The organism is Pandoraea faecigallinarum (assembly GCF_001029105.3).
GTDB lineage: Bacteria > Pseudomonadota > Gammaproteobacteria > Burkholderiales > Burkholderiaceae > Pandoraea > Pandoraea faecigallinarum.
On sequence record NZ_CP011807.3, the window covers coordinates 2,283,674 to 2,309,354 of the forward strand.

Here is a 25,681-nt window from a genome sequence, read left to right on the forward strand (position 1 = left end):
GCCGTGCGGTTCGGCGGAGCGGTGGGGGCCGCTCCGCCGGTAAAACCGGTGAATGCCCGTGAATGCCTGTGAATGCGGAAATTACGGCTGCGTACGCGATTCGAGCAGCGTGCGCGTGGCGTCCGAAATCACGCTGCGCAGCCAGCGAACTTCATCCGAGTAGTGCGTGCGCTCGTGCCACAACTGGTAGTACTGCATGGGCGGGAAGTCGATCGGCGCTTCGAGTACCGTCAGCGGCAGGAACTCTGCGTAATGATCGGCAAACAGGCGTGTCGTCGTAAAAATCAAATCGGATTTCAGCAGCACGTACGGCGCGAGATTGAAGTACGGGATCGTCACGACCACGTTGCGCTTCAGGCGCTCGCGCGCAAGATGCATGTCGATCGCGCCGCGTTGCGCGACGGAATAGGGCGTCGGTGCGAGGTGCGGGCTACCGAGATACTGTTCCAGTGTCAGCCCGCGCTTGGCATACGGATGGCTATTGCGCACCAGACACACGATTTGATCCACGAACAGATTCGAGAGGTGAAGCTGCTCGGGCGGTTCGGGCCAGTTTCCGATGACGATGTCGACTTTGCCGTCTTCGAGCGCGTGTTCGTAATCGAATGCCGGGCCGAGCGAGTGCAGTTCGAGCTGTGCGTTGGGCGCTTGTTGCCGGAAGCGCTCGACGACCGTCGGCACGAAAAGCGTATTCAGGTAGTCGGGGGAGCCGATACGGAACGTGCGCACCGTCGTGGCCGGATCGAAGTTCGATTGCTGGACCGTGATGCGTTCGATCTCTCGCAGCGCATTCTGCGTGGGCTCCAGCAGCGACTGACCGTATTCGGTCGGCACCATCCCCGATTTGCCACGTACCAGCAACGGATCGCCGGTAATGTCGCGCAAACGGCGCAGGGCAGCGCTGATGGCCGGCTGCGACTGGTTCAGCTTGACGGCCGCACGCGTCACGCTGCGCTCGATCAACAGGGTGTGAAGAACGCGCAGCAAATAGGTGTCAATCGGTTCGCGGTTTTGGCTCATGAGAAATATAACGATCCGAATATGCCGGACCCTGTAGTGCATAAGGAAATCATTATGAAGGACAAGCTCGAACGTCTCTATAGCGGAAAGTCCCTATCACCGAAATAGAGGCTGGCCATGCATCGCATCGTCGGTCAGGTGACGTCGGATGGCGGGTTATTGACACACGCTCGACATTTCTACGCGAATTGGGTATTTTCGGACCGCCCAGGCCCCAACTCAGACTCAGTCAGACTTCGCCAGTGACCTTTTCCATGCAACCGACACCACGTCTGGCGCTGACCGGCATTACCAAACGCTATCCGGGCGTGGTGGCCAATGACGATATCGCCTTGAGCGTGCTTCCCGGCGAAATCCATGCCGTACTCGGCGAGAACGGCGCCGGCAAGAGCACCTTGATGAAGATCATCTACGGCGCGGTGCGCCCCGATGCCGGGGAAATTCGCTGGGAAGGGCAGCCGGTCGGCATCGAGAGCCCGGCTGCGGCGCGCAAGCTCGGCATCGGCATGGTGTTCCAGCATTTCTCACTGTTCGAGACGCTGACCGTTACCGAGAACATCTCGCTCGCGCTCGACGACGCCGGTCACGATTTGAGGGCGCTCGCAAATCGTATTCGCGAGGTGTCGGCGCAGTATGGCCTGGACATCGATCCGCAACGGCATGTGCACAGTCTGTCTGTAGGCGAGCGTCAGCGCGTGGAAATCGTGCGCTGCCTGTTGCAGAACCCGCGTCTGCTTATCATGGACGAACCGACCTCCGTGCTCACGCCGCAGGCCGTCCAGAAGCTTTTCTCGACGTTGCGCCGGCTCGCCGCCGAAGGGTGCAGCATCGTCTACATCAGTCACAAGCTCGACGAAATTCGCGATCTGTGCGACCGCGCGACCGTGCTGCGGGGCGGGCGCGTGTCCGGACATGCCGTGCCGCGCGACGAAACGGCGCAGACGCTCGCGCAGATGATGATCGGCCGGGCGTTGCCGAGCATCGAGCGCCGGGCGCATTCGCCGGGCGACGTGCGGCTCTCGCTGCGCAATCTGTCGATGACCAGCGAAGACCCGTTCGGAACGTCGCTGCACGAGCTCAGTCTCGACGTTCACGCCGGGGAGATCGTCGGGATTGCGGGCGTGTCCGGCAATGGGCAGGCTGAATTGCTGGCGGCGCTCTCCGGCGAGGCGCGCGCGCCACACGCGCAGGCCATTGCGCTCAACGACCGTGACGTCGGGCGCATGGGCGCGGCCGCCCGCCGGCGCCTCGGGCTGGCGTTCGTGCCCGAGGAGCGTCTGGGACGCGGGGCGGTGCCGAGTATGTCGCTCACGGAGAATGCGCTGCTGGGCGCCTCCGGCACGGCGCATCTCGGACTCTTGCGTGGCGGCTGGATTCGCCGCGGCACGCTGCGCAAGTTCGCTTCGCTGTGCATCGAGCGGTTCAACGTGAAGGCCGGTGGGCCGGACACGGCGGCGCAAAGCCTGTCCGGCGGCAACCTGCAGAAGTTCATCGTCGGGCGAGAAATCCTCCAAGAGCCCAGGGTGTTGGTGGTGGCGCAGCCGACGTGGGGCGTCGACGTCGGCGCGGCGGCTTTCATTCGTCAGCAATTGCTGGACTTGTCGGCACGTGGGGTTGCCGTGCTGGTGCTGTCCGAGGAACTCGACGAACTGTTCGAGATATGCGACCGGATCACGGTGCTGGCGCAGGGACGTTTGTCGCCGGTTCGCAAGCCCGAACAGACCGACGCCCGCGAAATCGGCTTGTGGATGGCGGGGATATTCCCCGGTGGCCCGGGCGAGCGCGCTGCCTGACGGAGCGCGCCATTTTTCGTCTGTCCGGCCCCATTGGCATGACCTGCGATCCCGGTTTTGGCGGTCTCGCCGGTGTCGGCAGGACACCGATACCGTAACGTTTTCTTCGATTCCCAGACACCATGTTCGATTTCACGCTTGAGCCACGGCCAAGTCCCTCCCGCATCATGCGGCTTGCCATGCCGCTGGTGGCCACGCTCGTTACGCTCGTCGGCGGCGTGTTGATTTTCAGCTTTCTCGGCAAGAACCCGGCTCAGGCGATGGCGGCGTTCTTTCTTGCGCCGGTCAGTAGTCTGAACGGCTGGTCGGAGCTGCTGCTCAAGGCGTCACCCCTGTGCCTGATCGCGTTGGGGCTGGCGATCGGCTATCGCGCGAACGTCTGGAACATCGGCGCGGAAGGTCAATTGTTGCTCGGGGGCATCTTCGCATCGGGCGTCGCGATCCACTTCGACGGACATGGCGGCCCGTGGCTGCTGCCTTTGATGATGGCGGCCGGCGCGCTCGGCGGCATGTTGTGGGCCGCCATCCCCGCGCTGCTGCGGGTGCGCTTTAACGCCAACGAGATTCTCGTGAGCCTGATGCTGACCTACGTGGCTACGCAATTACTAATCTATCTTGTCAGCGGTCCGTGGCAGGATCCGCACGGCATGAATTTCCCGCAGTCGATCAACTTCGGCCGCGACGCGTTGTTCCCGCGCTTGTTCGGCGACTGGCACTGGGCGAGCTGGCGCGGCACGCGTCTGAACGCATCGGTCTTCATGGCGGTGCTCGCGGTACCGGCCGCGTGGTGCTTCATGCGCAAGAGTTTTGCGGGGTACCGGATGGAAGTCGGGGGTCTTGCGCCGCTCGCGGCACGCTACGCCGGCTATTCGGAGCCGCGCGCCGTGTGGCTGGCATTGCTCATCGGCGGTGCAGCGGCCGGGCTTGCGGGCACCGGCGAGGTGGCGGGACCCGTGGGCCAATTGCAGGCGACGTGGGCGCCCGGCTATGGCTTTACCGCCATCATCGTGGCGTTCGTCGGCCGTCTGCATCCCGTGGGGATCGTGCTGGCAAGCTTGCTCATGGCGCTGCTATACCTTGGTGGCGAAGCGGTACAGACTTCGCTTCAATTGCCCAAGGCCATCAGCGGTGTGTTCCAGGGGCTGTTGCTGTTCAGCCTGCTGGGGTGCGATGTTTTCGTGAATTACCGTTTGCGTCGTCGCGCTCGCGCGCTCACGCGAGACGCCTGAGGAGCGCCGCATGAACTGGATCAATTTGCTCACGCCGCTGGCCGCAAGCGCTGTGATCGCCGCCATTCCGCTGATGCTGGCGGCGCTGGGCGAACTGGTAACGGAGAAGTCCGGCGTTCTCAATCTCGGCGTGGAAGGCACGATGCTCATGGGCGCGATCGGCGCATTTGCGGTGACCGTGCAGACCGGCAGCCTCTGGCTTGGCGTGCTCGCGGGCATTGCCGCGGGTGTGGCCATGTCGGCCATTTTCGCCTGGCTCACTCTCTCGTTGATGGCCAATCAGGTCGCGACCGGTCTCGCGCTGACCATCTTCGGCATCGGTCTGTCGGCCTATATCGGGCGGCCGTACACCGACGCGACGATTCCGCTGCTCGCCGACATGCCGATTCCGGGGTTGTCGTCGATCCCGGTACTCGGGCCGTCGATCTTTTCGCTCAACCCGCTGGGCTACCTCTCGGCGCTGCTGCTTGTGGCAATCGCGTGGTTTCTGTACCGTTCGCGCGCCGGGCTGGTGCTGCGCTCGATCGGCGAGGCGCCTTCGGTGGCGCATGCCATCGGCTATCCGGTGGTGCGGATTCGCTATCTCGCGACGCTGTTCGGCGGGGCGATGTCGGGCCTCGCGGGCGCTTATTATTCCGTCGGCTATCTACGTTTGTGGCAGGAGAACCTGACTGCCGGACGCGGGTGGATCGCGCTGGCGCTGGTCGTGTTCGCGACGTGGCGGCCGGGTCGCACGGCGCTGGGGGCAATGCTGTTCGGCGTGGTGATGGCACTGCAATTTCAGGCGCAGGCGATGGGGATTCGCGTCCCGTCGCAGGCGCTGGCGAGCCTGCCGTATCTCGCGACCATCGTCGTGCTGGTCATCATCTCGCGCAATCGTCAGACGATTCGTCTGAATGCACCGGCCTCGCTGGGCAAGCCGTTCTTTGCCGGGTCCTGAGCGTGGCGTGGGTGCATGGCCGGCGGGCAACGGGGAGCGGCAAGCAGCACAAGAATTCAACCGAAACAATCGATCACGAGGAGAAAATCGATGCGACGTAAAGTCCTGATCACGATGGCAAGCCTGGCGGCCGCCATGCTGGTTTGCGCCTGCGGCAAGCAGGAAAACACCACGGCAAACGCGTCGGCGGCGGCGTCCGACGCCCAAGCGTCGGCGGCGTCGGCGAGTAAGGGCCCGATGGGTGTGGCGTTCGTCTATATCGGAAACCCGGGCGATGCCGGCTGGACCTACGCTCACGAGCAGGGCGCGAAGGCCGTCGAGGCAAAGTTCGGCGACAAGGTCACGGTGACCCGGGTCGAGAACGTGCCGGAAGGCGCGGACTCGGAACGTGTGTTCCGCGATCTGGCGAGCAAAGGCAACAAGCTGGTGTTCGGTACGTCGTTCGGTTACATGGATTCGATGGTCAAGACAGCCGCGGACTTTCCCGATGTGACGTTCGAGCACGCCACGGGCTTCAAGTCGGCACCGAACCTCGGCACGTACGATGTCCGCACGTATGAAGGCGCACATCTGGCCGGCGTGGTCGGCGGTCATGTGACGAAGTCGAACGTGATCGGCTACGTGGCGTCGGTGCCGATTCCCGAAGTGATCCGCAACATCGACGCCTTCACCATCGCTGCGCGCGAAGTCAATCCGAAAGTCAAGGTCAAGGTTGTCTGGATCAATAGCTGGTTCGATCCGGGCAAGGAGCGTCAGGCTGCGGAATCGCTGGTCGGGCAGGGCGCGGACGTGCTGATGCAGAACGTCGATTCGGCTGTCGTCATGCAAGTGGCCGAGGAGAAGAAGATCCACGCCTTCGGCTGGGATTCGGACATGAGCAAGTTCGGTCCGAACGCTCACCTCGCGTCGGCAGCGATCGACTGGAGCAAGTATTACCTGCGCACCGTCGACGAAGTCATGAAGGGCACGTGGAAGAACGCGCCTGTCTGGGGCGGCATCAAGGAGGACGAGATCAATCTCGTGGCCCTCAACGACACGGCCGTGCCGGAAGCGGCACGCAAGGCCGTGACGGCACGTCACGACGCGATCCGCGACGGCAAGTACGATCCGTTCACCGGTCCGATCAAGGGGCAGGACGGCAAGGAGATCGTGCCGGCCGGCAAGACGCTGAACGACGACGAGAAGCACCAGATCAACTGGTTCGTGGAAGGCGTCGAGGGTTCGCTGCCGAAGCCATAACCCGAGGCAAGGCCGGACCGGGCGCCCGTGCTGCCGTGCGCGGCGCGGCGCCCCATGAAACGCCGCCGGTGTTGCCGGCGGTTTTTTTGTGGGCGGACGGTTTGCGAACGGGTCGTGCCGTGTGACTTCGCGAATAGGCGGGTTCCCATGCGGAAGGGTTGGACCGGGGGCGCGTGACACGCATCGGTGCTAAAATGTCAGGTTTCGTGGCGCAATTTCGTGCCGCCGCACCTCATCACCCGGATACCGCCTGTGCTGTCTACCGCCAATATCACGATGCAATTCGGCGCCAAGCCGCTCTTCGAGAACATCTCCGTCAAGTTCGGCGGGGGCAACCGCTATGGCCTGATCGGCGCGAACGGCTGCGGCAAGTCGACGTTCATGAAGATTCTCGGCGGCGATCTCGAGCCGAGCGCCGGCAACGTCATGCTCGAACCCAACGTGCGTCTGGGTAAGCTCAAACAGGACCAGTTCGCGTACGAAGACATGCGTGTGCTGGACGTCGTGATGATGGGGCACACCGAGATGTGGGCAGCCATGAGCGAGCGCGACGCGATCTACGCCAATCCGGAGGCGACCGACGACGACTACATGCACGCCGCCGAACTCGAAGCGAAGTTCGCCGAGTACGACGGCTACACGGCCGAAGCGCGTGCGGGCGAACTGCTGCTGGGCGTGGGCATTCCGACGGATCAGCATCAGGGCCCGATGAGCAATGTCGCGCCGGGCTGGAAGCTGCGTGTGCTGCTCGCGCAGGCGCTGTTTTCGAATCCGGATGTGCTGTTGCTCGACGAGCCGACCAACAACCTGGACATCAACACGATCCGCTGGCTGGAAGATGTGCTCAACGAGCGCAACTCCACCATGATCATCATTTCGCACGATCGCCACTTCCTGAACGCCGTGTGCACGCACATGGCCGATATGGACTACGGCACGCTGAAGATCTACCCGGGCAACTACGACGACTACATGCTGGCCTCGGCACAGGCCCGCGAGCGCCAGATGGCGGCCAACACGAAGGCGAAGGAACGCATTACCGACCTGCAGGACTTTGTGCGTCGCTTCTCGGCGAACAAGTCGAAGGCGCGTCAGGCGACGAGCCGTCTCAAGCAGATCGAGAAGATCAAGGTCGAGGACATCAAGCCGTCGTCACGTCAGAACCCATTCATCCGCTTCGAATTCGAGAAGAAGCTGCACAACCTCGCGTTCGAATTCGAGGGTATTTCCAAGTCGTACGACCGTCAGATTTTCAAGAACTACTCGGGCGCCGTGCGCGCGGGCGAACGTGTGGCCATCATCGGTGAGAACGGTGCGGGCAAGACGACCCTGCTGCGTAGTCTCATGGCGGATCTGGCCCTCGACGCAGGCACGGTGAAATGGGCCGAGAACGCGAACATCGGTTATTTCCCGCAGGACACGTCCGAGGCGTTTCCGGAAGACCAGACGCTGACCGACTGGATGGCGCAGTGGGGCAAGGAGGGCGACGACGATCAGGTGATTCGCGGCTCGCTTGGCCGTCTGTTGTTCGGCGGCGACGATGTGGGCAAGTCCGTGCGAGTGCTCTCCGGCGGGGAGAAGGGGCGCATGATCTGGGGCAAGCTGATGCTGGGCCGTCACAACGTCATGATGATGGACGAGCCGACCAACCACATGGACATGGAATCGATCGAGTCGCTTCAGATCGCGCTCGACAAGTATCCGGGCACGCTCGTCTTTGTCTCGCATGACCGTGAATTCGTGTCGGGGCTGGCCACGCGCATCATCGAAGTGAAGAGCGACGGTACGCTGGTCGATTACGCCGGTACATACGAGGAATATCTCGCCAGCCAGGGCGTGGAAGTCTGACGCAGGGCACGCACGGCGCGTATTTCCCGGTAATTCGTCGACAGGGCGCTTGCATGGCAGGCGCCCTGTTTGCGTTTACTGCATTTACGCGGCAACGATGGGGAAACGATGGCGTCCGGTTACCGTCTCGGAAAACGGGAAGAGGCGGATCGGAATCGACCGATTTCATCCTTGGCATGAGAAGCGGGGCGGTGAGCGGACTACAATGGCCGTTCGTCAGTGGTTCGCTATTCATCGGTTGCTCAGACGCGAGCAGGAGGCATTGCATGAAGACGTACGACAGGTTTTTCATTGACGGACGGTGGGTAACACCGGTCGGGCGCGGCACGCTGGACGTTTTTCATTCGGCCGACGGCAGGCTGATGGGCCGCATTCCCGAAGGTGCCGCCGAAGACGCGCAAGCCGCCGTTGCGGCCGCGCGCAAGGCACGTGACACGTGGGCGGCCACACCGGCGGCCGAGCGTGCCGGTTACCTGCGCAAGATCGCTGCGGGCCTCAAGGCACGCACCGACGAACTGGCGCAGGTCATGACGGGTGAGACGGGCATGCCGATCAAGCTCGTGCGTGCCATTCAGGTCGGTGGTCCTGTGTACCACTGGAACAACTACGCGGAACTGGCGGAAACGTTCGAATTCGAGGCGCGCGTGGGTAATTCGCTCGTGGTGCGCGAGCCGGTGGGGGTGGTCGGTGCGATTACGCCGTGGAACTATCCGCTTAACCAGATCACGTTGAAAGTGGCGCCTGCGCTGGCGGCGGGCTGCACCGTTGTGCTGAAGCCATCGGAGGTGGCGCCGTTCAATGCCTTCATTCTGGCCGAGGTCATTGCCGAAGCCGGATTGCCGGCGGGCGTTTTCAATCTGGTGACGGGGCTGGGGCCGGTCGTCGGCGAGGTGCTCGCCCGGCATCCGGACGTCGACATGGTGTCGTTTACCGGTTCGACGCGTGCGGGCAAGCGCGTGTCGGAAGTGGCGTCGCAAACGGTCAAACGTGTGGCGCTGGAGTTGGGGGGCAAGTCGGCGTCGGTCATTCTCGACGATGCGGATCTTGCGGTTGCGGTGAAAGGCACGCTTAACGCCTGCTATTTGAACTCGGGGCAGACTTGCTCGGCTCACACGCGCATGCTGGTGCCGGCATCGCGCTATGACGAGATCAAGGCGCTGGCGAAGGACGCCGTGGCGCGTTTCACGCTGGGGGATCCGCGTGAGGAAACAACGCGTCTCGGGCCGCTGGCTTCCGCGGCACAGCAAGAACGTGTGCAAACGTATATCCGCAAGGGGTTGTCCGAAGGTGCTGAGTTGATCGCCGGGGGAGACGCGGTGCCGGCAGGTTTCGAGGCGGGCTTTTTCGTGCAGCCGACCGTGCTCGGGCGCGTAACGCCGGATGCCACGGTAGCGCAAGAAGAGATTTTTGGCCCTGTACTATCGATCATTACGTATCAGGATGAGGCCGATGCGGTGCGCATCGCCAACGACTCCATCTACGGTCTGGGCGGGGCCGTATGGTCAGGCGACGAGGCGCGCGCCGTGCGCGTGGCGCGTCAGATCCGGACCGGGCAGGTGGACATCAACGGCGGGGAGTTCAATGTGCGGGCCCCGTTCGGCGGTTTCAAGCAATCGGGGCACGGACGTGAAAACGGCGTGTACGGCTTCGAGGAGTTTCTTGAGTACAAGTCGCTCCAGTTCAAGTCTGCGAAGTCGTAGAACTGCTGTCGCAAAAGCGCATCGCCGTGCCGTCGCGGGTGATGCGCTCCCACACCGCTGCCTTCTCCGCTTCGGTGAAGAACACCCAGTTGGAGACTTCGTAGGCGGTGCGGCCGCAGCCTTTGCAGACGTCGTCGAAAAGTGTCGAGCAAACGCCAATGCAAGGGCTGTCGGGACGGTCGTGCAATTCGGACATAGGAAGGCGGATTCGGCCTGCCGCAGCGGGCATGTTGAAAGACGGAGCCATTATCGCATCGATGGCCGGATGGCTTTCGAATCTCCCTACGACGGGGTGCGAGTGGTGGACATCTCCGCCGATTTCCGCTTAGGCGGGTGCAATCTTCGATAGGTAACGATCTTTATGCTGCGTAGCTGGCAACTGTTTGCGCTGGGCTCGGCGTTCTTCGCGGCGCTCACGGCGATTTTCGGCAAGCTCGGGGTGACGCAGGTCAATTCGAACATGGCCACGCTGATTCGCACCGTCATTATTTTCGGCGTCACGCTGGCAATCGTCGGCATGCGCGGCGAATGGCAGCGGCCCACCAGCCTGAGCGCCAACACGTGGGTATTCCTGGTCTTGTCGGGTATCGCAACGGGATTGTCGTGGCTATGCTATTTCCGGGCGCTGCAATTGGGACCGGTGTCGGGCGTCGCACCGCTCGACAAGTTGAGCGTGGCCATGGCGATGCTGATCGGCTGGGTGGTGCTGGGTGAACCGTTCTCGCTGAAGGAGGCGTTGGGCGGGGCGTTGATTCTCGCAGGAGCGTTGGTGCTGGTGTTATGAACCGGCGGGGGCGATCGGATGATCCGTCGTCCCCGGCATGGGGCGATGGCCGGTCGTTACCGTTACCAGCGGAACACGCTGTAGCCGATGCGAACCTGTGACGGCGAATGGCGATTGTAGTCGAGCATGTCTTCACCGTAGCCGGTGAAGTACCCGAGCCAGATGTAACCGCCGGTGCCCGGGATGAGCTTGCCCAGAGGGTAGGTCACCTGCACGTCCACGCTGCCGTAGTTGCGCTTCATGCCCTTGCGGAAAGTGGCGCCGACCTGCCAGCCGTTCGGTTTGCCCCATAGCACGAGCAAATCCATGTAGCCGCGGTAATTCTGGATGTCGGGATTGTCCTTCTTCTCCACATAGGCGTAGAGCTTCGGTGCCACCGTCCAGTGATATTCCGACGGATTGCCGAACGTGAGGATCGGCTTGACGAAGACGGTGTTGATGCTGCGAGAGTCGTCGCCGGCCTTGCCGTTGGACTCGTGCTCGATACCGGCGGCCACGCCCAATGAAGAGAACCAGCCAGCGCGCACGCCGGTATCGGGAATGTAATAGAACAGGCTGGGCCGGTAGTTGGAGTCGCGAAATGGTGCCGATTCAGCCTCCAGGTCCCATATCGACAACTGTGTGTAGCCGAAGTACAGATTGTCGAGGAAGGACTTCGACGCCGGGTTGTCAGGCTTCAGAATGTGGAACTTGAAGCTTAGCTGGAAGCGCGCGTTGGTGTCGCCGTTCTTTCCGAAGGCGATGTACATCGGCTCGTGTGAGGAAATACGGGCGAATTCGGCATCGGACGTGGGGGCAATCGCGTCGGGAGACGCCGCAGCGCCAACCCCCGACGCAGGTGCCGCGGCCAAGGCAGTGGCGCCAGGTGCCCCGGCTGTGCTGCCGGTCGTCCCGCCGCTTACCCCACCTTGTGCGGGCAGCGGGGCGGCGGCGACCATCGGCTCGGCGGGGGCGGCACGATCGAGGACGATGGTTGTGGTCGAGGCATCCCAGTCGACGGGCTCGATGCGGACGGTGCCCCGCAGTTCCGTTGGTAGTACTGCGGAATAGGAGATCCGGCGGAACTGGCCGTTGGCGAGCGTCACCTGCGCGGGCGCCACCGCTTCTCGCTTGAGGTGCAGCAGCGTGGGCTTGAAGTCGTCGTTGGAAATGCGAACGACGATTGCATCCGGCAGCTTGATCGTTTTGCGCCCCGGCGAGTCCTGCGTGACCAGAAGGTTCAGTTGCAACGGTGCGCCGCCGCTCAGCGCACGCGGCGGTTGCAGGAGCGAGAGATCGGCGCGCGCAGCACCGCTCAGGGCCAGGCACAGGGCGGCCGCGCCGAACTGGATAGCGCGAAGCGGCGATGGGGCGAATGTCGCGAGATTCGTCTTGGGCATCGGTCCGGTCTGAGTTGGCGACTTCAGGCCGGGATGCCTGAAGTCGGTTACGTCCCGCCCCGGGTAAGCACCCGGAGGTCGGATTCGCGGGCGCAGCGATCGCGTCCGCGAGATTTGGCCAGGTACAGCGCTGCGTCGGCGCGTTGCAGCCACGCATTGTCGTCGTCTCCCGCATGCCATTGGGCCACGCCGGCACTTATCGTGAACTTTAGCGAACGGCCGTCGACATCGATGCGCGCTGCGCGAACCGCCTCGCGCAAGCGTTCGGCGGCGTCAAAGGCCCGTGCCTCGGTAGCGCCACTCAGGATAATAGCGAATTCTTCGCCGCCCAAACGACCGCAAATGTCATCTTCGCGTAACGAATCGTGACAAAGACGCACGAACGTGGCCAATACCGTATCGCCCAGCGCATGGCCCCAGGTGTCGTTGATGTGCTTGAAATGGTCGAGGTCGACGAGGATGACGCATGTCGGCATGTCGGCGGCCTGCGCCTGCGTGACCTCGGTACGCAGGCGCTTGAGGAAGTGAGCTCGCGACAGGGCGCCCGTGAGGGCGTCGTATTTGACCTCATGCTCGAGAGCGGCGTTTTTGGCAAGCGTGTCGGACAGGTGGAGTTTCTCGCGGCGCACATAGCGAATCAGCAGGTACACCACGCCTGCCGAACTCAGCAGTAGCGCGAAAACGAGCGCGGCGTAGCGACGCCGTTCGATGGACAGGCTGCCCAGTGTCGGTGCTTCGCTCATGGTGTAGATCACCATTTCGCCGTCCGACGACGCTTCGGCCTCCAGCAGATACGGCTGATTGTCGGGGCGCACGCGCACCAGTCGCGCCCGATGTGTGCTTTCGTCATCGTCCGGCTGGAGCTGCAGGAAGTCGGGAGTGCCGGGGGCGAGATCGTAGTTTTCGATCGGCACGACCGTGAAATCTTCCTGTTGATAAAGGTGGTGGCGCTCGGCGCGCGAGAGATTGAACACGGCGGCGCCGGGCACGGCAAGGCCCGTGAACGTTGGGTCATTGGCCAGCACGATGACGCCGTTGGTATCCGTGATGAACGAGGCGCCGCTGTCGGCCCAGTGCGACAACCGTCGAATGCCAAGCTTGACGACGACGACGCCAACGAGCGTACCGTTCTGATAGACGGGCGCGGTGAAGTAGATGCCCGGTAGCCCGGTTTTCCGGCCGGTCACGTACTGCTGGCCGGCGCCGCCAAGCACCGCGGTATTGAAATAGGCACGGTCGCCATATTGATCGCCAATGAGCGGGTTCGACGCGTTGGCGTCGCTCGACGCGATGGTGACGCCATCGGGAGTGCCGAGCCACACAAGGTCCGCACCGAAGTAAAGCTGTGCGGAGCGCAGCAACTCGTTCACGGGCTTGAGCACAGGGTTGGCGAGCAGCAATTCGCGCACCTTGTCGTGCGGCACCTCGGTGAGGGGATGTGCGGCGATGGTGGCCGCCGCATTCTGGATTTGCTCGATTTGCGCGAGCACGCGCGGAATCCCGCGAATGAGGATCAGGTCCTGATTGACGGTGTGCACCGTGCCATGCGCGAGCCGGGTCGCAATGCTGCGCTCTTCATAGAGCAGACGTGCGGCCCGATTCGCCACCAGTTGATCGGCGGCAAAGCGCGCTACCGCCCAGGCGATGAGCACGCAGATGAGAACGGCCAGGCCGCGAACGAAAGCGGAGGCGGCACGGTGGCGGTTGAGAATAGCGTTGACCAACGGCGAAGGCGGTTGCTGACGCGTTTACAGGCGCCCGTGCCAGTCTCGAATGAACGTCTCGATGTGCCCGGGCGGTAAGGGACGCGTGCAATGATACCCCATGCCAGGCATGACAGCCCAGTGAGGCGAGGGCGTCTCGCTGGGCACTGGTCTCCACGCCTTCGGCCACCGTCTCGATTTCGAGCTTGCGGGCTATGGCGATGATCGCGCGAATCAGTTCGGTGTCGTAGCCGCCGAGCAGAACGCCCGCGACGAACTGGTAGTCGATCTTGACGGTACCGAACGGCCAGCGTTTGAGGCGAACGAAGCTGGAATAGCCGGTGCCGAAGTCGTCGAGCGACAGACGAACGCCCATCGCGACCAGTTCGTTCATCAGTGTCGCGGCTTCGTCGAGGTGCGATATCAGCGACGACTCGGTAATCTCGATTTCGAGCTTGTCAGGCGGCACGCGGTGGTGCTTCAGGGCGTAGCGCACCGTCTCCAGCGTCTGCACGCGCATTTGTTGCGCGGACAGGTTGACGGCGACGCGCGGATATTCCTCGCCGTCCGTATGCCACTTGTCGAGTTGGCGGCAGGCTTCGTGCAACGTCCAGTCGCCGATGGGCCCGATGACGTCACAGCGCTCGGCCGCAGGAATGAACTCGCCGGGCATGATCAGTTCGTCGTCGCGCTGCCAGCGAATGAGCGCTTCGAGACCTGTCAGGCGGTGGGTGCGCATGTCGATCTGCGGCTGGTAGTGCAGACGGAACTCGGAATCCGACAGGGCGCGTCCGATGGCGCTACGCCAGTAGTGCTCGTTGCCGGCATCGTCCGGCGGGGCGATGCCCTCGGTCGGCGCGGCCGGGGCTTCGGTGACCAGAAATCGCGAGGCGCTCTCGCGGATGGCCTGATCGGCCACGTCCGACGTGTGTTCGAGCAGCGTGGCAGGCCACACCGGGACCTGCGGCAAATGCGTTATCCCGGCCGATACGATCGGGTAAAGCAGGCCGTTACCGCACGGCACGGGCGATTCACCCGCACGGATGAAGCGGCGCGTGACCTGCACGGCGGCCTCGCGGCTGCCGAGATCGCGCAGCAGGATGGCAATCTGCTGGTCCGAGACGCGACCGATGAGGTCGCGGCGGCGAATGCGCGAGCCGACCCGAAACGCGACGGTCGCGAGCAGATCGGCGTCGGAAATCGCGGGCTGGCTGGTCGCCTTGCGTTGACCGCGGCCCACGTGCAGCACGACCAGCGCGCTGTGACTGTTGGGTGGGCTCGGCGTGCGCAACTCAAGGCTCAGGGCGCGCAATAGCCGCTGGCGATCCAGCAACAGATCGGCGAGGACGACTTGGCGTCGCAGCGCGTTTGTATCGTTCATCTCGACAGGCAGGCAGACGTCGCCTGAACGGTTGAACGTTCGTCACCGCCACGTTTCACGCTGACGAGACGACTGGCGAGGCCATCGAACAGGAAAAGCCCACGCGTCGAACAGGTCGTGCCGCCAGAAAACCCTTGAATCATGTTCTGCATAAGACGCGTAAAAATGTCGGCCGGTCCGCTAGGGGTGAAAAGGGCGCGCCGTGGGCACCGTGTCGCTCCCTGCATTCCGGCAGACCGCGCGCAAGGCGTGGCCCGACTAGATGCTCGTGCCCGGTTGCGAGACCGGGTCCTTTGACCTTTAACGGCACCCGAATTTGAAAATTGAGTGCGGGTTTCACCTATGGCGCGATCAGCGCGGACGCGCAAACCATTCGCGGCCTTTGAGCATGAAGTCCCAATAAACCTTTGGCAGCACGTACTTTTTCAGAATCCACGCAAAGCGATTCGCGCGCGTGCCGTCGATGGGGAATGTAGGGAGAAGTTTCCCTCCATAGCCGAATTCCGCGAGCACGATCTTGCCGTGCTCGACCGTGAGCGGACACGCGCCGTAGCCGTCGTAATGCAATGGAAGGGGGCGGCCGTCCATTGTCGCGAGCAGGTTTTCCGCCACGACGACGGCTTGTTTGCGCGCCGCCGCCGCGGTCTTCGCGTTCGGTGCGGAGATCGCGTCGCCGAGACCGAACACGTCGGCGTAGCGCACGTGACGCAGCGTCTTGTGATCGACTTCGCACCAGCCGGCGGCATCGGCCAGCGGGCTGGCACGCAAGACGTCCGGGGCACTTTGCGGCGGTACGACGTGCAGCAGATCGAACGGCCTGTCGACAAATTGCGATTGCCCGTCGGCGTCGAAAATCTCGAAGCGCGCCACGCGTCGCTCGCCGTCCACCGCGCGCAAATGCGAGAGGTGATTCAGCGAGATGCGATAACGCTGCACGTATTCCATGAGCGCAGGCACGTAATCTTTTACGCCGAAGAGCGCCGGTGCCACGAGATGAAACTCGATCTTCGTCTTGTCGAGCACGCCGCTCTGACGCCACGTATCTGCCGACAGATACATGGCTTTTTGCGGTGCGCCCGCGCATTTGATGGGCATTGGCGGTTGCGTGAAGAGCGCATTGCCGCCTTTGAATTCGCGCACCAGCGACCACGTGTAGGGTGCGAGATCGAAGCGATAGTTGGAGGTGACACCGTTGCGGCCGAGCGTTTCGCTCAGGCCATCGATGGCTTCCCAATTCAGTTGCAGGCCGGGCGCGACGACGAGGAAACGATACGCGAGACGGCGACCATCGGAGAGAAGCACTTGTTGGTGCTCGGGCGCGAACGCCGTGATCGCTGCCGGGATCCAGTTCACGCCTTCGGGAATGACGCTCGACATTGGGCGTGCCGTGCGCGCCGCATCGAATTCTCCGGCGCCCACGAGCGTCCACGCGGGCTGGTAGTAGTGCGTATCCGCCGGATCCACGATCGTGATCGAGAGCGACGGACGGCGGCGGCGCAGGCTGGCGGCAACCGAAATGCCTGCGGCACCTGCGCCCATGATGACGATGTCGGCGCTGCTTTCCGTCGCGGGTGTTGGCGTCGCGGATACATCGCTGGACATAAGGTCTCCGACAAGTGAACGAGAACTGAAACGGATTACGACACATCGATGCGCCGGGCGATGCGTTCGGACGACGCGACGTTTCGCATTCGATGGGCTACCTGAGACACCGCGTCACCTATCGATGGCGGCGGCTACGAGGTGTGCGGGACATTGTATAGAAACTGCGCTCGTTTGCCCTTGTTTTCAGGGGGAAACTCGCGTTTTTTGAATAGGCGTAGTCCGATTCATGCGCGCCTTGCGCCGACTTCAGACTTGATTCGCAGTGTCGCGCAACACACGGGCTGCGATATACGGGGGAGACGGCACGCCGCACTCACGTGCGGTGCGTGACGGGAAGCCGGCGCGTTCGCGCGGTATGCCGGTGCGAGCCGGACGATGTCATGTATGCAGATGATCGTGGTCGCACGCGAGCTCGATCGGATCGGCTTCGCTGTGGCAGGCGCAGGCTTCGCCGTGAGCGCCCTGCAGCAGGGCACGCAGAATGCCGCAGTCGCTCGTCTCGTGACGACTGCGGCACTGCGCCTGCAAATGCAGCAGTTGCTGCTCCAACGCCTGCAATTCATGAATGCGTGTGTGAACGCGAGCGAGATGTGCCTCGATGAGTTGATTCGCGTCTTCGCAAGTCACGTTGTGATCGTGCGCGAGTTCACTGAGTCGCCTGGCATCGGCAAGCGGCATGTCGAGCGAGCGGCAGTGCCGGATGAAGCGCAGCGCTTCCAGATGCTCGTTACCGTAGCTGCGATAGCCCGCGTCGGTTCGGGGCGGGGCAGGCAGCAAACCCGCCCGCTCGTAATAACGAACGGTTTCAACATCGGTACCCGCCGCGCGGGCCAGTTCTCCGATTTTCATGCTTGACTCCGTAGCCACTACAGGGTTTTCAATGAAGGGTAACACGATTGAAGGAAACCAGGAGTCCACATGTCCAATCCCTCGGATTCGGCTCGTCTGGCCGGCTCGACGACGGCGGATCGCAACGCGCCCATTCGCGGGCACGCCCCGGATCAGCCGCATTGCCACGATCATGGGCACCGGCACGACCACGCACATTCTGCACAGCGCCCGCATTCGCTCGATCACGACGCGGCTCCCGTCCGGTCGCATGGGCGTGCCGCCTGCTGTGCCGGCGCGGCGAGCGTCGCGCCGCCCGCACCGGTGCCCGATACCGGCGCGCCGCAAGCGCGTTTTCGCATCGATCAGATGGATTGTCCGACGGAAGAGCGTCTGATTCGGGATCAACTCGAACGTCGGCCAGGTGTCGACGCGCTGTATTTCAACCTGCTCAAGCGCGAGCTGACGGTCGTGTTCGACAAGCGCGCCTCGGTGTCCGACGTGAATCGTCAAAGCGAGGCGGCCGCCGAAACCTTGCGCAAATTGGGCATGACCCCCGTGCCGCTGTCCGACGATGCACCGGGCGCCGCGCCGCCGCCCCCGAGCGGCAAGGGCGACGTGGCACGCCTGGCGGCGGGTGGGATGCTGGCTGCCGCCAGTGAGGCGGCCGTGTGGTCCGGGGTGCCCGAGCACAGCCCGTGGATCGGTGCGATCGTCGTCGCCGCCATATTGGCCTGCGGTCTGCCGACCTTGAAGAAGGGCTGGATCGCGCTGCGCCACTTTACGCTCAACATTCACTTCCTGATGTCGCTCGCCGTGATCGGCGCGATGTTCATCGGCCAATGGCCCGAAGCCGCCATGGTCATTGTGCTGTTCGCATTGTCCGAAAAGCTGGAAGCGGCATCGTTGACGCGCGCGCGACGGGCGGTCGAGGCGTTGATGCGCCTTGCACCGGATCAGGCGTCCGTCGAGCGGCCGGACGGCAGTTGGGCGGACGTGCCTGCCGCGTCGCTTGCCGTGGGCTCGCGAGTGCGCGCACGGCCGGGCGAGCGGATCGCCATCGACGGTATCATCGAACAAGGCAATTCCGCGCTGAATCAGGCGTCGATCACGGGCGAAAGCGTGCCCGTCGACAAGTCGGTCGGTGATGAAGTGTACGCGGGCAGCATCAATGAAAGCGGCCTGATCGTGTATCGCACGAGCGTTGCGCCGGGCGATACGACACTGGCCCGCATCGTGCGCATTGTCGAGACGGCGCAGCAGCAGCGCTCGCCCACACAGCGTTTCGTCGACAAGTTTTCTCGCGTCTACACGCCGGTCGTCGTGCTGTGCGCATTGCTGGTCGCGCTCGTGCCGCCGCTGGCATTCGGCCTGGCCTGGTCGCCCTGGATCTACAAGGCGCTTGTCATGCTGGTGATTGCATGTCCGTGTGCGCTGGTCATTTCCACGCCGGTCACCGTCGTGAGCGGACTGACCGCTGCCGCGCGCGCGGGCATTCTCATCAAGGGCGGTGCATTCCTGGAGAGCGGCCGTCTGATTCGGGCAGTGGCGCTGGACAAGACCGGGACGCTCACGCGAGGCGAGCCGCGTCTGACCGACGTCGTGCCGTTGGGGGAACCGTCGCGCGATGCGGTGCTCACACTCGCCGCCGCGCTCGACGCGCAGACGACGCATCCCATCGCACGGGCCGTCGTCGAGGGGCATGCACAGTCAGGTCTCGGTCCGTTGCCGTCCGTCACCGATTTCGAAGCGCTTGCGGGCAGAGGCGTCAAGGGGCGCGTCGGCCAGACGCTGTATTACCTTGGCAACCACCGTCTGATCGAGTCGCTCGGCGTGTGCAATGCGACGGTCGAAGCCGAACTGACGCGACTCGAAGCGCAGGCCCGTACGGCGATCGTCCTGGCGAGCGAAACGCAGGCGTTGGCCGTGCTCGCTGTAGCGGACACGCTGCGAGAGGAAAGCCGCGAAGCCATCGCGCGACTCGCGAAAATGGGCGTTCGCACGGTCATGCTGACTGGCGACAACCGAGCGACGGCGCAGGTCATCGGTGAGCAGGCCGGGGTCACCGACGTGCACGCCGAGATGTTGCCGGAGGACAAGTGGCAAGCCGTGTCGTCCTTGCGCAAGCAATACGATCATGTGGGGATGGTGGGCGACGGCATCAACGACGCGCCGGCACTGGCCGCCGCCGACGTTGGCTTTGCCATGGGCGTGACCGGTACCGACAGTGCGCTTGAGACCGCCGACGTCACGCTGATGGACGACGATCTGCGCAAATTGCCCGCATTCCTGGCGCTCTCGAGACGTTCCGCGACAGTACTCAAGCAGAACATTGCCGTCGCACTGGCCATCAAGGCGGTGTTCTTCGGACTGGCCGTCGTGGGGATGGCGTCGCTGTGGATGGCAGTGTTTGCGGACGTAGGCGCCAGCCTGCTGGTGATTGCCAACGGCATGCGCCTGCTTCGTACGAAAGTGGTCTGACGTGCGTGACGGTATCGCCCATGCCGGCCGGAAGTCGGCGTTCAGCCCCCGCGCATACCCCGCTCAAGGGCATGCGCGTCGGGCAATTGACACAGTACGTGTGCGGCACGGCTCGTTGCGTTGACGATGATCGTATCGAGCCGGCCACTCAGCATGTCGCGCTGTTGCGCGGCGATGGGTGCCTCTTCCAGCATCCGCTGGGCGACCACCGCATCGTTGAGATGCCCCAGCAGCGTCTGCGCGGCGCGCAAGGCATCCTGATAGGGTGCACGGACCGATTTGCGCATCCAGGGTGTCAGGGCTTCGGCGGTGTAACGCGCATGTTTGATCTTCACTCGCAACGCGTGCAACTGCTCGGTATCGAGCATCGCGAGTTGGCGGCAATTGGGAAATAGCGCGATGTAGCGTTCGCGCAGCATGTTATGTGCATGTTTGGCGAGCGCATGAGGTCGTTTCCCTGGGGTATGCGACGGGCGTCGCAATGCGCTCGCGGCCCGCACATCGGCACGGCCATCGCTTCCCACGCCGAAGGCGTCCAGCAACATCGCATGCAGCGCGTGCTGACGCTCGCTCGTCAACGCCTGCGCCGCTTGTGCACGGGCGTCGCTGCGAAGCCGGGAGACTTGGGCCTCGATCGCGATCCAGTCCACGTCGGGATATTCGAGCCGCAAGGCGGGCAGCGTTTCGCCGCTCAGAACATCGGCATCGCGCGCCGGCCCCATCGACTGACCGAGCCAACGCAATTCCTCCTTGAGGCGACGATGCCAGCGGGGCTTCAGCCAAGGCGAAAAGACGTCGACCAGCGCGCGAAGACGTCGCGTCGCGATGCGCAACTGGTGTACGGCTTCCGGCGAAATGTCCTCGGTGCGATCGGGGCCTTCGGAGGTCTGTGGCAACGTTGGCCATTGCGCCAGTGGCGCTGCGGCAAGCATGACGAGCAGACGCGCAGGCTGCATTCGGCGCATCCGCGAGGCGCGGGGTGACGGAACGTCCTCGGCACCAATGTCGCCGCTGGCGTGGAGGGCGTCTGACGACTCGGGGGAAGCGGCGATAGCCGCCATCGGCGCGCGGATCATGTTGCGCAACATAGCACAGATGCCATGCCTGCCATAGCCGGAAAACTGAGGAGGGGAACGAGCGGAAAGCGGCCGGGAAGTTGACCGTAGGCGACGCCGAACGTTGCCTGAGCGCGGCACCAACGAAAGCATGTGGTGCGTGGCATTACCGGGGTGTCGCACTGCCGCGTCGCGGGCGCCCGTTTCCAGAAGACGGTGCGCAGGACACCCGCGAGGCGCGCAGCGTCATATCAGTCGTGGACCTCGTGCGAGGATGACATGACGCCTTCTCATTGCTACACGCCGCGTAGCGGAAATGCGAGCAAAAAAGATAGGCCGGCACGGAGGCCGGCCTGCGCGCAACTGGCTTTACTTCTTGTTCACGGCGTCCTTGAACGCCTTGCCAGCCGTGAACTTCACGGTCTTGGCTGCCGGGATCTTGATCGCTTCGCCGGTCTTCGGGTTGCGGCCGGTACGCGCAGCACGCTTGCCCGAACCGAACGAGCCGAAGCCGATCAACTGGACTGCATCACCCTTCGCGACAGCCTTCTTGATGACTTCGATCAGCGTGTCGATGGTCTCGCCGGTCTGAGCCTTGCTTGCACCCGTTTGGACGGCGACGGCGTCGATCAGTTCCTGTTTGTTCATGTGTGTTTCCCTTGAGAGGTGGTGAATACCGGCGACAACTCTAACACTTTCGCCATTTGACGAGTGTCGGTGTTGTATCCGCGCCATAAGGCACGCGGCACACGCCAGAATGTCGCCTTCGCGGCACGTCACGCAAACGCGATCCGAAGACCGGTTCCGTCACGCATCGTGAGGGCGCCGGCACTGGCCGGGCAGCCGCATTATAGAGCCATCGGCGGGCTGTGGGCCAGTCCTGGCAACGGTTTGCGGCGATTTTGTTGTGCTGGACCGCATACTTTCTTGTTCTTGATGACAAAACCCCGGTAACTGCGGGCATCTCCGGTCATGCCTCCTCGCAATCCCTTGCTGGGCGGGCTTTGGGAGTTTCCCTAGCGTTTTGGGGCTTGCGTAGGCGAGTGTCTTTTGGTTGGCATTGCCGCGTGTTTTTCGGTAGACGCCTAAAATTCATTCGGGTGTCATTTGCGATGGCTAGCGTGGCGCCGCCGATGGTTCTCAGGGGTTCGTCCATATGCTGCTCTGCCAGATCACCGATCTTCACGTCACGCGCCCCGGTGCGCTCGCCTGCGGGCGCGTGGATACCGCGCAAGCGCTACGTCGCGCAATTGCCGCCATCAATCGCTGGACGCCGCGTCCGGATGCGGTCATTGCCACCGGCGATCTGATCGACACACCTCATTCGTCGGAGTACAAAGTACTTCGGGAGTGTCTGGCGGACCTCGACATTCCGCTCTATCTCGTCGTGGGCAATCACGATCATCGCGAGGGGCTGCGCCAGGCGTTTCCCGAGCACGTCTACTTGCGCACCGGTCAGGCGTTCGTCCAGTATCGGGTCGACCTGGGGCCGCTCACTGTTTTGGCCCTCGATACGCAGGACCCGCCGGGCGCGGGCGGGCATCTGTGCGAGGCCCGGCTGACGTGGCTCGACACCGAGCTTCGGGCGTGCGAAGGCCGTCCCACCATCGTCGCCATGCACCATCCGCCATTCGACACGGGCATCGAGTTCATGGACGGCTATGGCCTCTCGGCGCAGGCGCGTGCCGGCTTCGCACGCGTGATCTCGCGCCATTCGCATATCGAGCGGGTCATCTGCGGGCATCTGCACCGAAGTATTCATGCGGGCGTGGAGGGCGCGCCCGGCATCATGGCCAGCACGTGCGTGTCGACGGCGCACCAGATCACGCTCGGCCTCGTGCCCGGGGCGCCCGGCTCGGTTACGCTGGAGCCACCCGGCTTCGCCATGCATCTCTGGCAACCTGGGGCCGGCGTACGTACGCATCTGGCTTATGTGGGACCCTTCGACGGGCCGTACACGTTCGAAGGCGAATCGGTCGCACCGGCCCCCGGAGCCCCGTCCGATATACCCGATAGGCATATTGATATGCCTTAAATGACTCAGTGGACAAATGAAAGCAATTCCCAATTGGGGTAAAATGGCCGGGTTTTCCCGTCCATAACCGATAGTGCGTATACCTGATACGCCCGGCGTCCGGGCATCAGGGCCGTCAGGGACGGTCTGCGAAAGCACTTTGCGGCGATTCCGATTGGCCGGGCAAGTTGTCCCGGCGGTTGTGCCGAAGTGCCTTGCCGCCGTCCTCCGTCACACGTCAAGTCAATATGAGCATTCAGAATCAACAAACCGTGTTGGAAGTCCACCACTGGACCGACACGTTGTTCAGCTTCAAGACCACTCGCGACGCTTCGTTCCGTTACGTCAATGGCCAGTTCACGATGATCGGCCTGGAAGTGGATGGCAAACCCCTGCTGCGCGCCTACAGCATGGCGAGCGCGAATTACGAGGAAGAGCTGGAGTTCCTGAGCATCAAGGTTCAGGACGGCCCGCTGACCTCGCGTCTGCAGAATATCAAGCCGGGTGACAAGGTAATCGTTGGCCGCAAGCCGACGGGCACGCTCATCGACGACAACCTTCTGCCGGGCAAGAATCTGTATCTGCTCTCGACCGGCACGGGCCTGGCGCCGTTCATGAGCATCATCCGCGATCCGGAAGTCTACGACCGTTACGAGCACATCATTCTGGTGCACGGCTGCCGTTACACGAGCGAACTCGCTTACCGCGATCTGATCACACAGCATCTGCCGGAGCACGAGTATCTGGGCGAGTATGTCCGAGACAAGCTGATCTACTACCCGACGGTCACGCGTGAAGAGTTCGAAAATCAGGGCCGCATCACGGAACTGGTGGAGTCGGGCAAGATTTTCACGGACATCGGTCTGCCGGAATTCTCTCCGGAACACGATCGCGTCATGCTGTGCGGCAGCCCGGCCATGCTCAAGGACACCCGCGAGCTGCTGGAAAAGCGTGGCTTCGTCGAGGGCCACAACCACGCCCCGGGGCATTATCTGGTCGAGCGGGCGTTCGTCGGCTAAGCCGGACGAACGCGACAACGCGAGACGTCCGCCGCAGCGATCCTCGCCGCGGCGGCAAAGGAAGGGCCGCTCCTGGAGCGGCCTCAGATTGCTGACGAACCCCTCGTTTTTCGGAGCGAGGGGTTTTTGGCTTTTAGGCAAGGGCGAATGGGCAGCGTAAGGGCGCGCACATTGAGAGACAAGCCCTCAGGACGCTCATGAGCCACCGAAACGGGCGCCAGAGGTACGAACGCTCGCCTAAACGCGCCCGTAGGCGCGCCACCAGCATCGCAATTTTCTTGATGTTCTGCGCCGCCGCAGCCAACAAGCACTGCTCGGCCACCTTGCGCAGCCCGCGCATGCGCGCATAGCGATGCCCATGCAGTTGCTTGGCATCGGCGAAGCTGCGTTCCACCGTCTCCTTGCGCCGCGCGTAAATGCGTCGCCCCCACTCGCTCAGCCGCCTCGCATCCACCCGCTCCTTGGCGCGCTCCCAGACATGGCGCGTCACCACCTTCACCGCGTTGGCACTGTTCGTGCACTGTGCTCGTACCGGGCAGCACCGGCATATCCGAGCATCGGATTTGTATTCCCGATAGCCGAGCCGGTTAGTCGTGCTGTACGGCAGCGCCTGTCCCTGCGGGCACACGTACTCGTTGCGGTACGCGTCGTACTGGAACTGCCGTTTGTAGAACAGCCCCGGCTTGTGGTTCGGCGTGCGATAGCCCATCACCCCGGCAATCTCCCGCTCCTCGAGCCCCTGGCACACCGCCGGCGTGAAGTAGCCAGCATCCAGCCCCACCGCTTCCACCTTGAACTCAAAGCGCTCGCGCTGTCGATCCAGCCGCTCCAGATACGGCTGGCTGTCGTGCACCGAGGCCGGCGTCACATGCGTATCGGTGATGATCGCGTGCTTCGCGTCCACCGTGCGGTGGTCCAGATAGAAGAACCCCTTCGGCTTGTCGTCCCGCACCATGTAGCCGCTGTCCGGAACGGTCCGGCTAATCTTGGTGTCCTTGCTCGACGGCGGCTCATCGCCGTCGCGATTCAGCGGCTTCTTGCCATGCGCGGCCCGGTCCGCATCCACTGCCGCATTGAGCTTCTCCAGATAGGCCGCAGGCGTCTGTTCCAGCTTTACCACGTCGAATTTGTTCTTGTTCGCGTTGGCTTTCAGGTGCGTGCTGTCGGTGTACAGCACCCGGCCATCGACCAGACCACGGCCCATCGCCTGGCGCACGATCTCGTCGAAGATCTCCTGATACACCGTCGTGTCCGTGAAGCGTCGGCGGCGATTCTGTGAGAACGTCGACGCATCCGGCACCTTGTCGGTCAGCCGAAACCGGGCGAACCACCGATAGGCGACGTTGACCTGGACCTCGCGCATCAACTGCCGCTCACTGCGCACTCCAAACAGGTAGCCGATGAACAGCAGCTTGAACATCACCACCGGATCGAGCGCCGGACGACCGTTGTCTGCGCAGTACAGATGCGCGACCTTTTCGCGGATGAATTCGAAATCCACTGCCGCGTCGATCTGGCGCAGCAGGTGGTCCTTCGGCACGAGTTCCTCGAGCGTCACCATCTCGAGTTCGTGCTGCGTGGGCGTCGGGATCTTTAGCATCCTGCTATTAAAAAACAAAACCCTCGCACTTGGCGAGGGTTTGTCAGCAATCTGGGGCCGCTC

20 protein-coding genes are annotated in these 25,681 nt (G+C 63.2%); 10 read left to right on the forward strand and 10 right to left on the reverse strand.

Annotation, left to right across the window (positions count from 1 at the left end; all coding sequences use genetic code 11):
• Positions 1 to 81: 81 nt before the first annotated feature.
• Positions 82 to 1,020 (reverse strand): LysR substrate-binding domain-containing protein, encoded by a 939-nt coding sequence (locus AB870_RS10250; protein ID WP_047907919.1) that lies wholly within the window; start codon positions 1,018 to 1,020, stop codon positions 82 to 84.
• Between the two features lie 254 nt (positions 1,021 to 1,274).
• On the opposite strand from AB870_RS10250, the gene AB870_RS10255 reads away from it, so the two are divergent.
• The 6 genes from AB870_RS10255 (at position 1,275) to AB870_RS10280 (ending at position 9,769) form a co-directional block, all read left to right on the forward strand.
• Positions 1,275 to 2,813 (forward strand): ABC transporter ATP-binding protein, encoded by a 1,539-nt coding sequence (locus tag AB870_RS10255; protein WP_084663520.1) that lies wholly within the window; start codon positions 1,275 to 1,277, stop codon positions 2,811 to 2,813.
• A gap of 122 nt (positions 2,814 to 2,935) precedes the next feature.
• On the forward strand, positions 2,936 to 4,042 hold the full coding sequence (locus AB870_RS10260) for an ABC transporter permease (protein WP_047907921.1): 1,107 nt from the start codon (positions 2,936 to 2,938) through the stop codon (positions 4,040 to 4,042).
• Between the two features lie 10 nt (positions 4,043 to 4,052).
• The gene (locus AB870_RS10265) at positions 4,053 to 4,982 is read left to right on the forward strand and encodes an ABC transporter permease (RefSeq protein ID WP_047907922.1); all 930 of its coding nucleotides are present in this window, start codon (positions 4,053 to 4,055) and stop codon (positions 4,980 to 4,982) included.
• 90 nt (positions 4,983 to 5,072) lie between these two features.
• Positions 5,073 to 6,221, forward strand: a complete 1,149-nt coding sequence (locus AB870_RS10270) for a BMP family ABC transporter substrate-binding protein (protein ID WP_047907923.1) — start codon at positions 5,073 to 5,075, stop codon at positions 6,219 to 6,221.
• A gap of 252 nt (positions 6,222 to 6,473) precedes the next feature.
• A complete protein-coding gene (locus AB870_RS10275) occupies positions 6,474 to 8,069 on the forward strand; it encodes an ABC-F family ATPase (RefSeq protein ID WP_047907924.1) in 1,596 nt (531 codons plus the stop codon).
• Between the two features lie 266 nt (positions 8,070 to 8,335).
• On the forward strand, positions 8,336 to 9,769 hold the full coding sequence (locus tag AB870_RS10280; protein WP_047907925.1) for an aldehyde dehydrogenase family protein: 1,434 nt from the start codon (positions 8,336 to 8,338) through the stop codon (positions 9,767 to 9,769).
• On the opposite strand, the gene AB870_RS10285 is transcribed toward AB870_RS10280, so the two are convergent.
• Complete coding sequence (locus AB870_RS10285; RefSeq protein WP_157112288.1) at positions 9,750 to 9,965, reverse strand: DUF1289 domain-containing protein; 216 nt, start codon at positions 9,963 to 9,965, stop codon at positions 9,750 to 9,752. The two genes, AB870_RS10280 and AB870_RS10285, sit on opposite strands and share 20 nt — an antisense overlap.
• Before the next feature lie 165 nt (positions 9,966 to 10,130).
• Between AB870_RS10285 and AB870_RS10290 the strand changes: the two genes are divergently transcribed.
• Positions 10,131 to 10,553: an EamA family transporter gene (locus AB870_RS10290; RefSeq protein ID WP_174554724.1), complete on the forward strand. Its 423-nt coding sequence runs from the start codon at positions 10,131 to 10,133 to the stop codon at positions 10,551 to 10,553.
• Positions 10,554 to 10,615: 62 nt separating this feature from the next.
• Here the strand turns inward: AB870_RS10290 and AB870_RS10295 are convergent, their stop codons facing one another.
• The 5 genes from AB870_RS10295 to AB870_RS10315 form a co-directional block, all read right to left on the reverse strand.
• Positions 10,616 to 11,932 (reverse strand): phospholipase A, encoded by a 1,317-nt coding sequence (locus tag AB870_RS10295; protein ID WP_047907927.1) that lies wholly within the window; start codon positions 11,930 to 11,932, stop codon positions 10,616 to 10,618.
• Positions 11,933 to 11,979: 47 nt separating this feature from the next.
• Positions 11,980 to 13,584 (reverse strand): sensor domain-containing diguanylate cyclase, encoded by a 1,605-nt coding sequence (locus AB870_RS10300; RefSeq protein ID WP_047907928.1) that lies wholly within the window; start codon positions 13,582 to 13,584, stop codon positions 11,980 to 11,982.
• A complete protein-coding gene (locus AB870_RS10305; protein ID WP_053059655.1) occupies positions 13,508 to 15,016 on the reverse strand; it encodes a putative bifunctional diguanylate cyclase/phosphodiesterase in 1,509 nt (502 codons plus the stop codon). Before AB870_RS10305 ends, AB870_RS10300 begins: the two co-directional genes overlap by 77 nt.
• A 351-nt stretch (positions 15,017 to 15,367) precedes the next feature.
• On the reverse strand, positions 15,368 to 16,618 hold the full coding sequence (locus tag AB870_RS10310; protein ID WP_047907929.1) for an NAD(P)/FAD-dependent oxidoreductase: 1,251 nt from the start codon (positions 16,616 to 16,618) through the stop codon (positions 15,368 to 15,370).
• A 381-nt stretch (positions 16,619 to 16,999) separates the two neighbouring features.
• A complete protein-coding gene (locus AB870_RS10315) occupies positions 17,000 to 17,470 on the reverse strand; it encodes a Cd(II)/Pb(II)-responsive transcriptional regulator (RefSeq protein WP_047907930.1) in 471 nt (156 codons plus the stop codon).
• Between the two features lie 69 nt (positions 17,471 to 17,539).
• Between AB870_RS10315 and AB870_RS10320 the strand changes: the two genes are divergently transcribed.
• Positions 17,540 to 19,930, forward strand: coding sequence for a heavy metal translocating P-type ATPase (locus tag AB870_RS10320; RefSeq protein WP_084663522.1), 2,391 nt, complete (start codon positions 17,540 to 17,542; stop codon positions 19,928 to 19,930).
• Positions 19,931 to 19,971: 41 nt separating this feature from the next.
• Here the strand turns inward: AB870_RS10320 and AB870_RS10325 are convergent, their stop codons facing one another.
• The gene (locus AB870_RS10325) at positions 19,972 to 21,018 is read right to left on the reverse strand and encodes a CHAD domain-containing protein (RefSeq protein WP_047907931.1); all 1,047 of its coding nucleotides are present in this window, start codon (positions 21,016 to 21,018) and stop codon (positions 19,972 to 19,974) included.
• Positions 21,019 to 21,354: 336 nt separating this feature from the next.
• Positions 21,355 to 21,633: an HU family DNA-binding protein gene (locus AB870_RS10330; RefSeq protein ID WP_047907932.1), complete on the reverse strand. Its 279-nt coding sequence runs from the start codon at positions 21,631 to 21,633 to the stop codon at positions 21,355 to 21,357.
• Positions 21,634 to 22,141: 508 nt separating this feature from the next.
• Between AB870_RS10330 and AB870_RS10335 the strand changes: the two genes are divergently transcribed.
• Both AB870_RS10335 and AB870_RS10340 read left to right on the forward strand, forming a co-directional pair.
• Positions 22,142 to 23,020: a phosphodiesterase gene (locus AB870_RS10335; RefSeq protein ID WP_047907933.1), complete on the forward strand. Its 879-nt coding sequence runs from the start codon at positions 22,142 to 22,144 to the stop codon at positions 23,018 to 23,020.
• A gap of 227 nt (positions 23,021 to 23,247) precedes the next feature.
• Positions 23,248 to 24,018, forward strand: a complete 771-nt coding sequence (locus tag AB870_RS10340; RefSeq protein WP_047907934.1) for a ferredoxin--NADP reductase — start codon at positions 23,248 to 23,250, stop codon at positions 24,016 to 24,018.
• A 133-nt stretch (positions 24,019 to 24,151) separates the two neighbouring features.
• Here the strand turns inward: AB870_RS10340 and AB870_RS10345 are convergent, their stop codons facing one another.
• Positions 24,152 to 25,618, reverse strand: coding sequence for an IS1182 family transposase (locus AB870_RS10345; RefSeq protein WP_157112290.1), 1,467 nt, complete (start codon positions 25,616 to 25,618; stop codon positions 24,152 to 24,154).
• Positions 25,619 to 25,681 lie beyond the last annotated feature (63 nt).

Excerpts from the sequence above, each read along its gene's own strand:
- AB870_RS10345 (WP_157112290.1), bottom strand. The coding sequence starts at position 25,618 with ATGCTAAAGATCCCGACGCCCACGCAGCACGAACTCGAGATGGTGACG.
- AB870_RS10315 (WP_047907930.1), bottom strand. The coding sequence starts at position 17,470 with ATGAAAATCGGAGAACTGGCCCGCGCGGCGGGTACCGATGTTGAAACC.
- AB870_RS10340 (WP_047907934.1), top strand. The coding sequence starts at position 23,248 with ATGAGCATTCAGAATCAACAAACCGTGTTGGAAGTCCACCACTGGACC.
- AB870_RS10270 (WP_047907923.1), top strand. The coding sequence starts at position 5,073 with ATGCGACGTAAAGTCCTGATCACGATGGCAAGCCTGGCGGCCGCCATG.
- AB870_RS10295 (WP_047907927.1), bottom strand. The coding sequence starts at position 11,932 with ATGCCCAAGACGAATCTCGCGACATTCGCCCCATCGCCGCTTCGCGCT.
- AB870_RS10320 (WP_084663522.1), top strand. The coding sequence starts at position 17,540 with ATGTCCAATCCCTCGGATTCGGCTCGTCTGGCCGGCTCGACGACGGCG.
- AB870_RS10280 (WP_047907925.1), top strand. The coding sequence starts at position 8,336 with ATGAAGACGTACGACAGGTTTTTCATTGACGGACGGTGGGTAACACCG.
- AB870_RS10305 (WP_053059655.1), bottom strand. The coding sequence starts at position 15,016 with ATGAACGATACAAACGCGCTGCGACGCCAAGTCGTCCTCGCCGATCTG.
- AB870_RS10325 (WP_047907931.1), bottom strand. The coding sequence starts at position 21,018 with ATGTTGCGCAACATGATCCGCGCGCCGATGGCGGCTATCGCCGCTTCC.
- AB870_RS10255 (WP_084663520.1), top strand. The coding sequence starts at position 1,275 with ATGCAACCGACACCACGTCTGGCGCTGACCGGCATTACCAAACGCTAT.
- AB870_RS10285 (WP_157112288.1), bottom strand. The coding sequence starts at position 9,965 with ATGTCCGAATTGCACGACCGTCCCGACAGCCCTTGCATTGGCGTTTGC.
- AB870_RS10250 (WP_047907919.1), bottom strand. The coding sequence starts at position 1,020 with ATGAGCCAAAACCGCGAACCGATTGACACCTATTTGCTGCGCGTTCTT.
- AB870_RS10265 (WP_047907922.1), top strand. The coding sequence starts at position 4,053 with ATGAACTGGATCAATTTGCTCACGCCGCTGGCCGCAAGCGCTGTGATC.
- AB870_RS10335 (WP_047907933.1), top strand. The coding sequence starts at position 22,142 with ATGCTGCTCTGCCAGATCACCGATCTTCACGTCACGCGCCCCGGTGCG.
- AB870_RS10290 (WP_174554724.1), top strand. The coding sequence starts at position 10,131 with ATGCTGCGTAGCTGGCAACTGTTTGCGCTGGGCTCGGCGTTCTTCGCG.
- AB870_RS10260 (WP_047907921.1), top strand. The coding sequence starts at position 2,936 with ATGTTCGATTTCACGCTTGAGCCACGGCCAAGTCCCTCCCGCATCATG.
- AB870_RS10310 (WP_047907929.1), bottom strand. The coding sequence starts at position 16,618 with ATGTCCAGCGATGTATCCGCGACGCCAACACCCGCGACGGAAAGCAGC.
- AB870_RS10330 (WP_047907932.1), bottom strand. The coding sequence starts at position 21,633 with ATGAACAAACAGGAACTGATCGACGCCGTCGCCGTCCAAACGGGTGCA.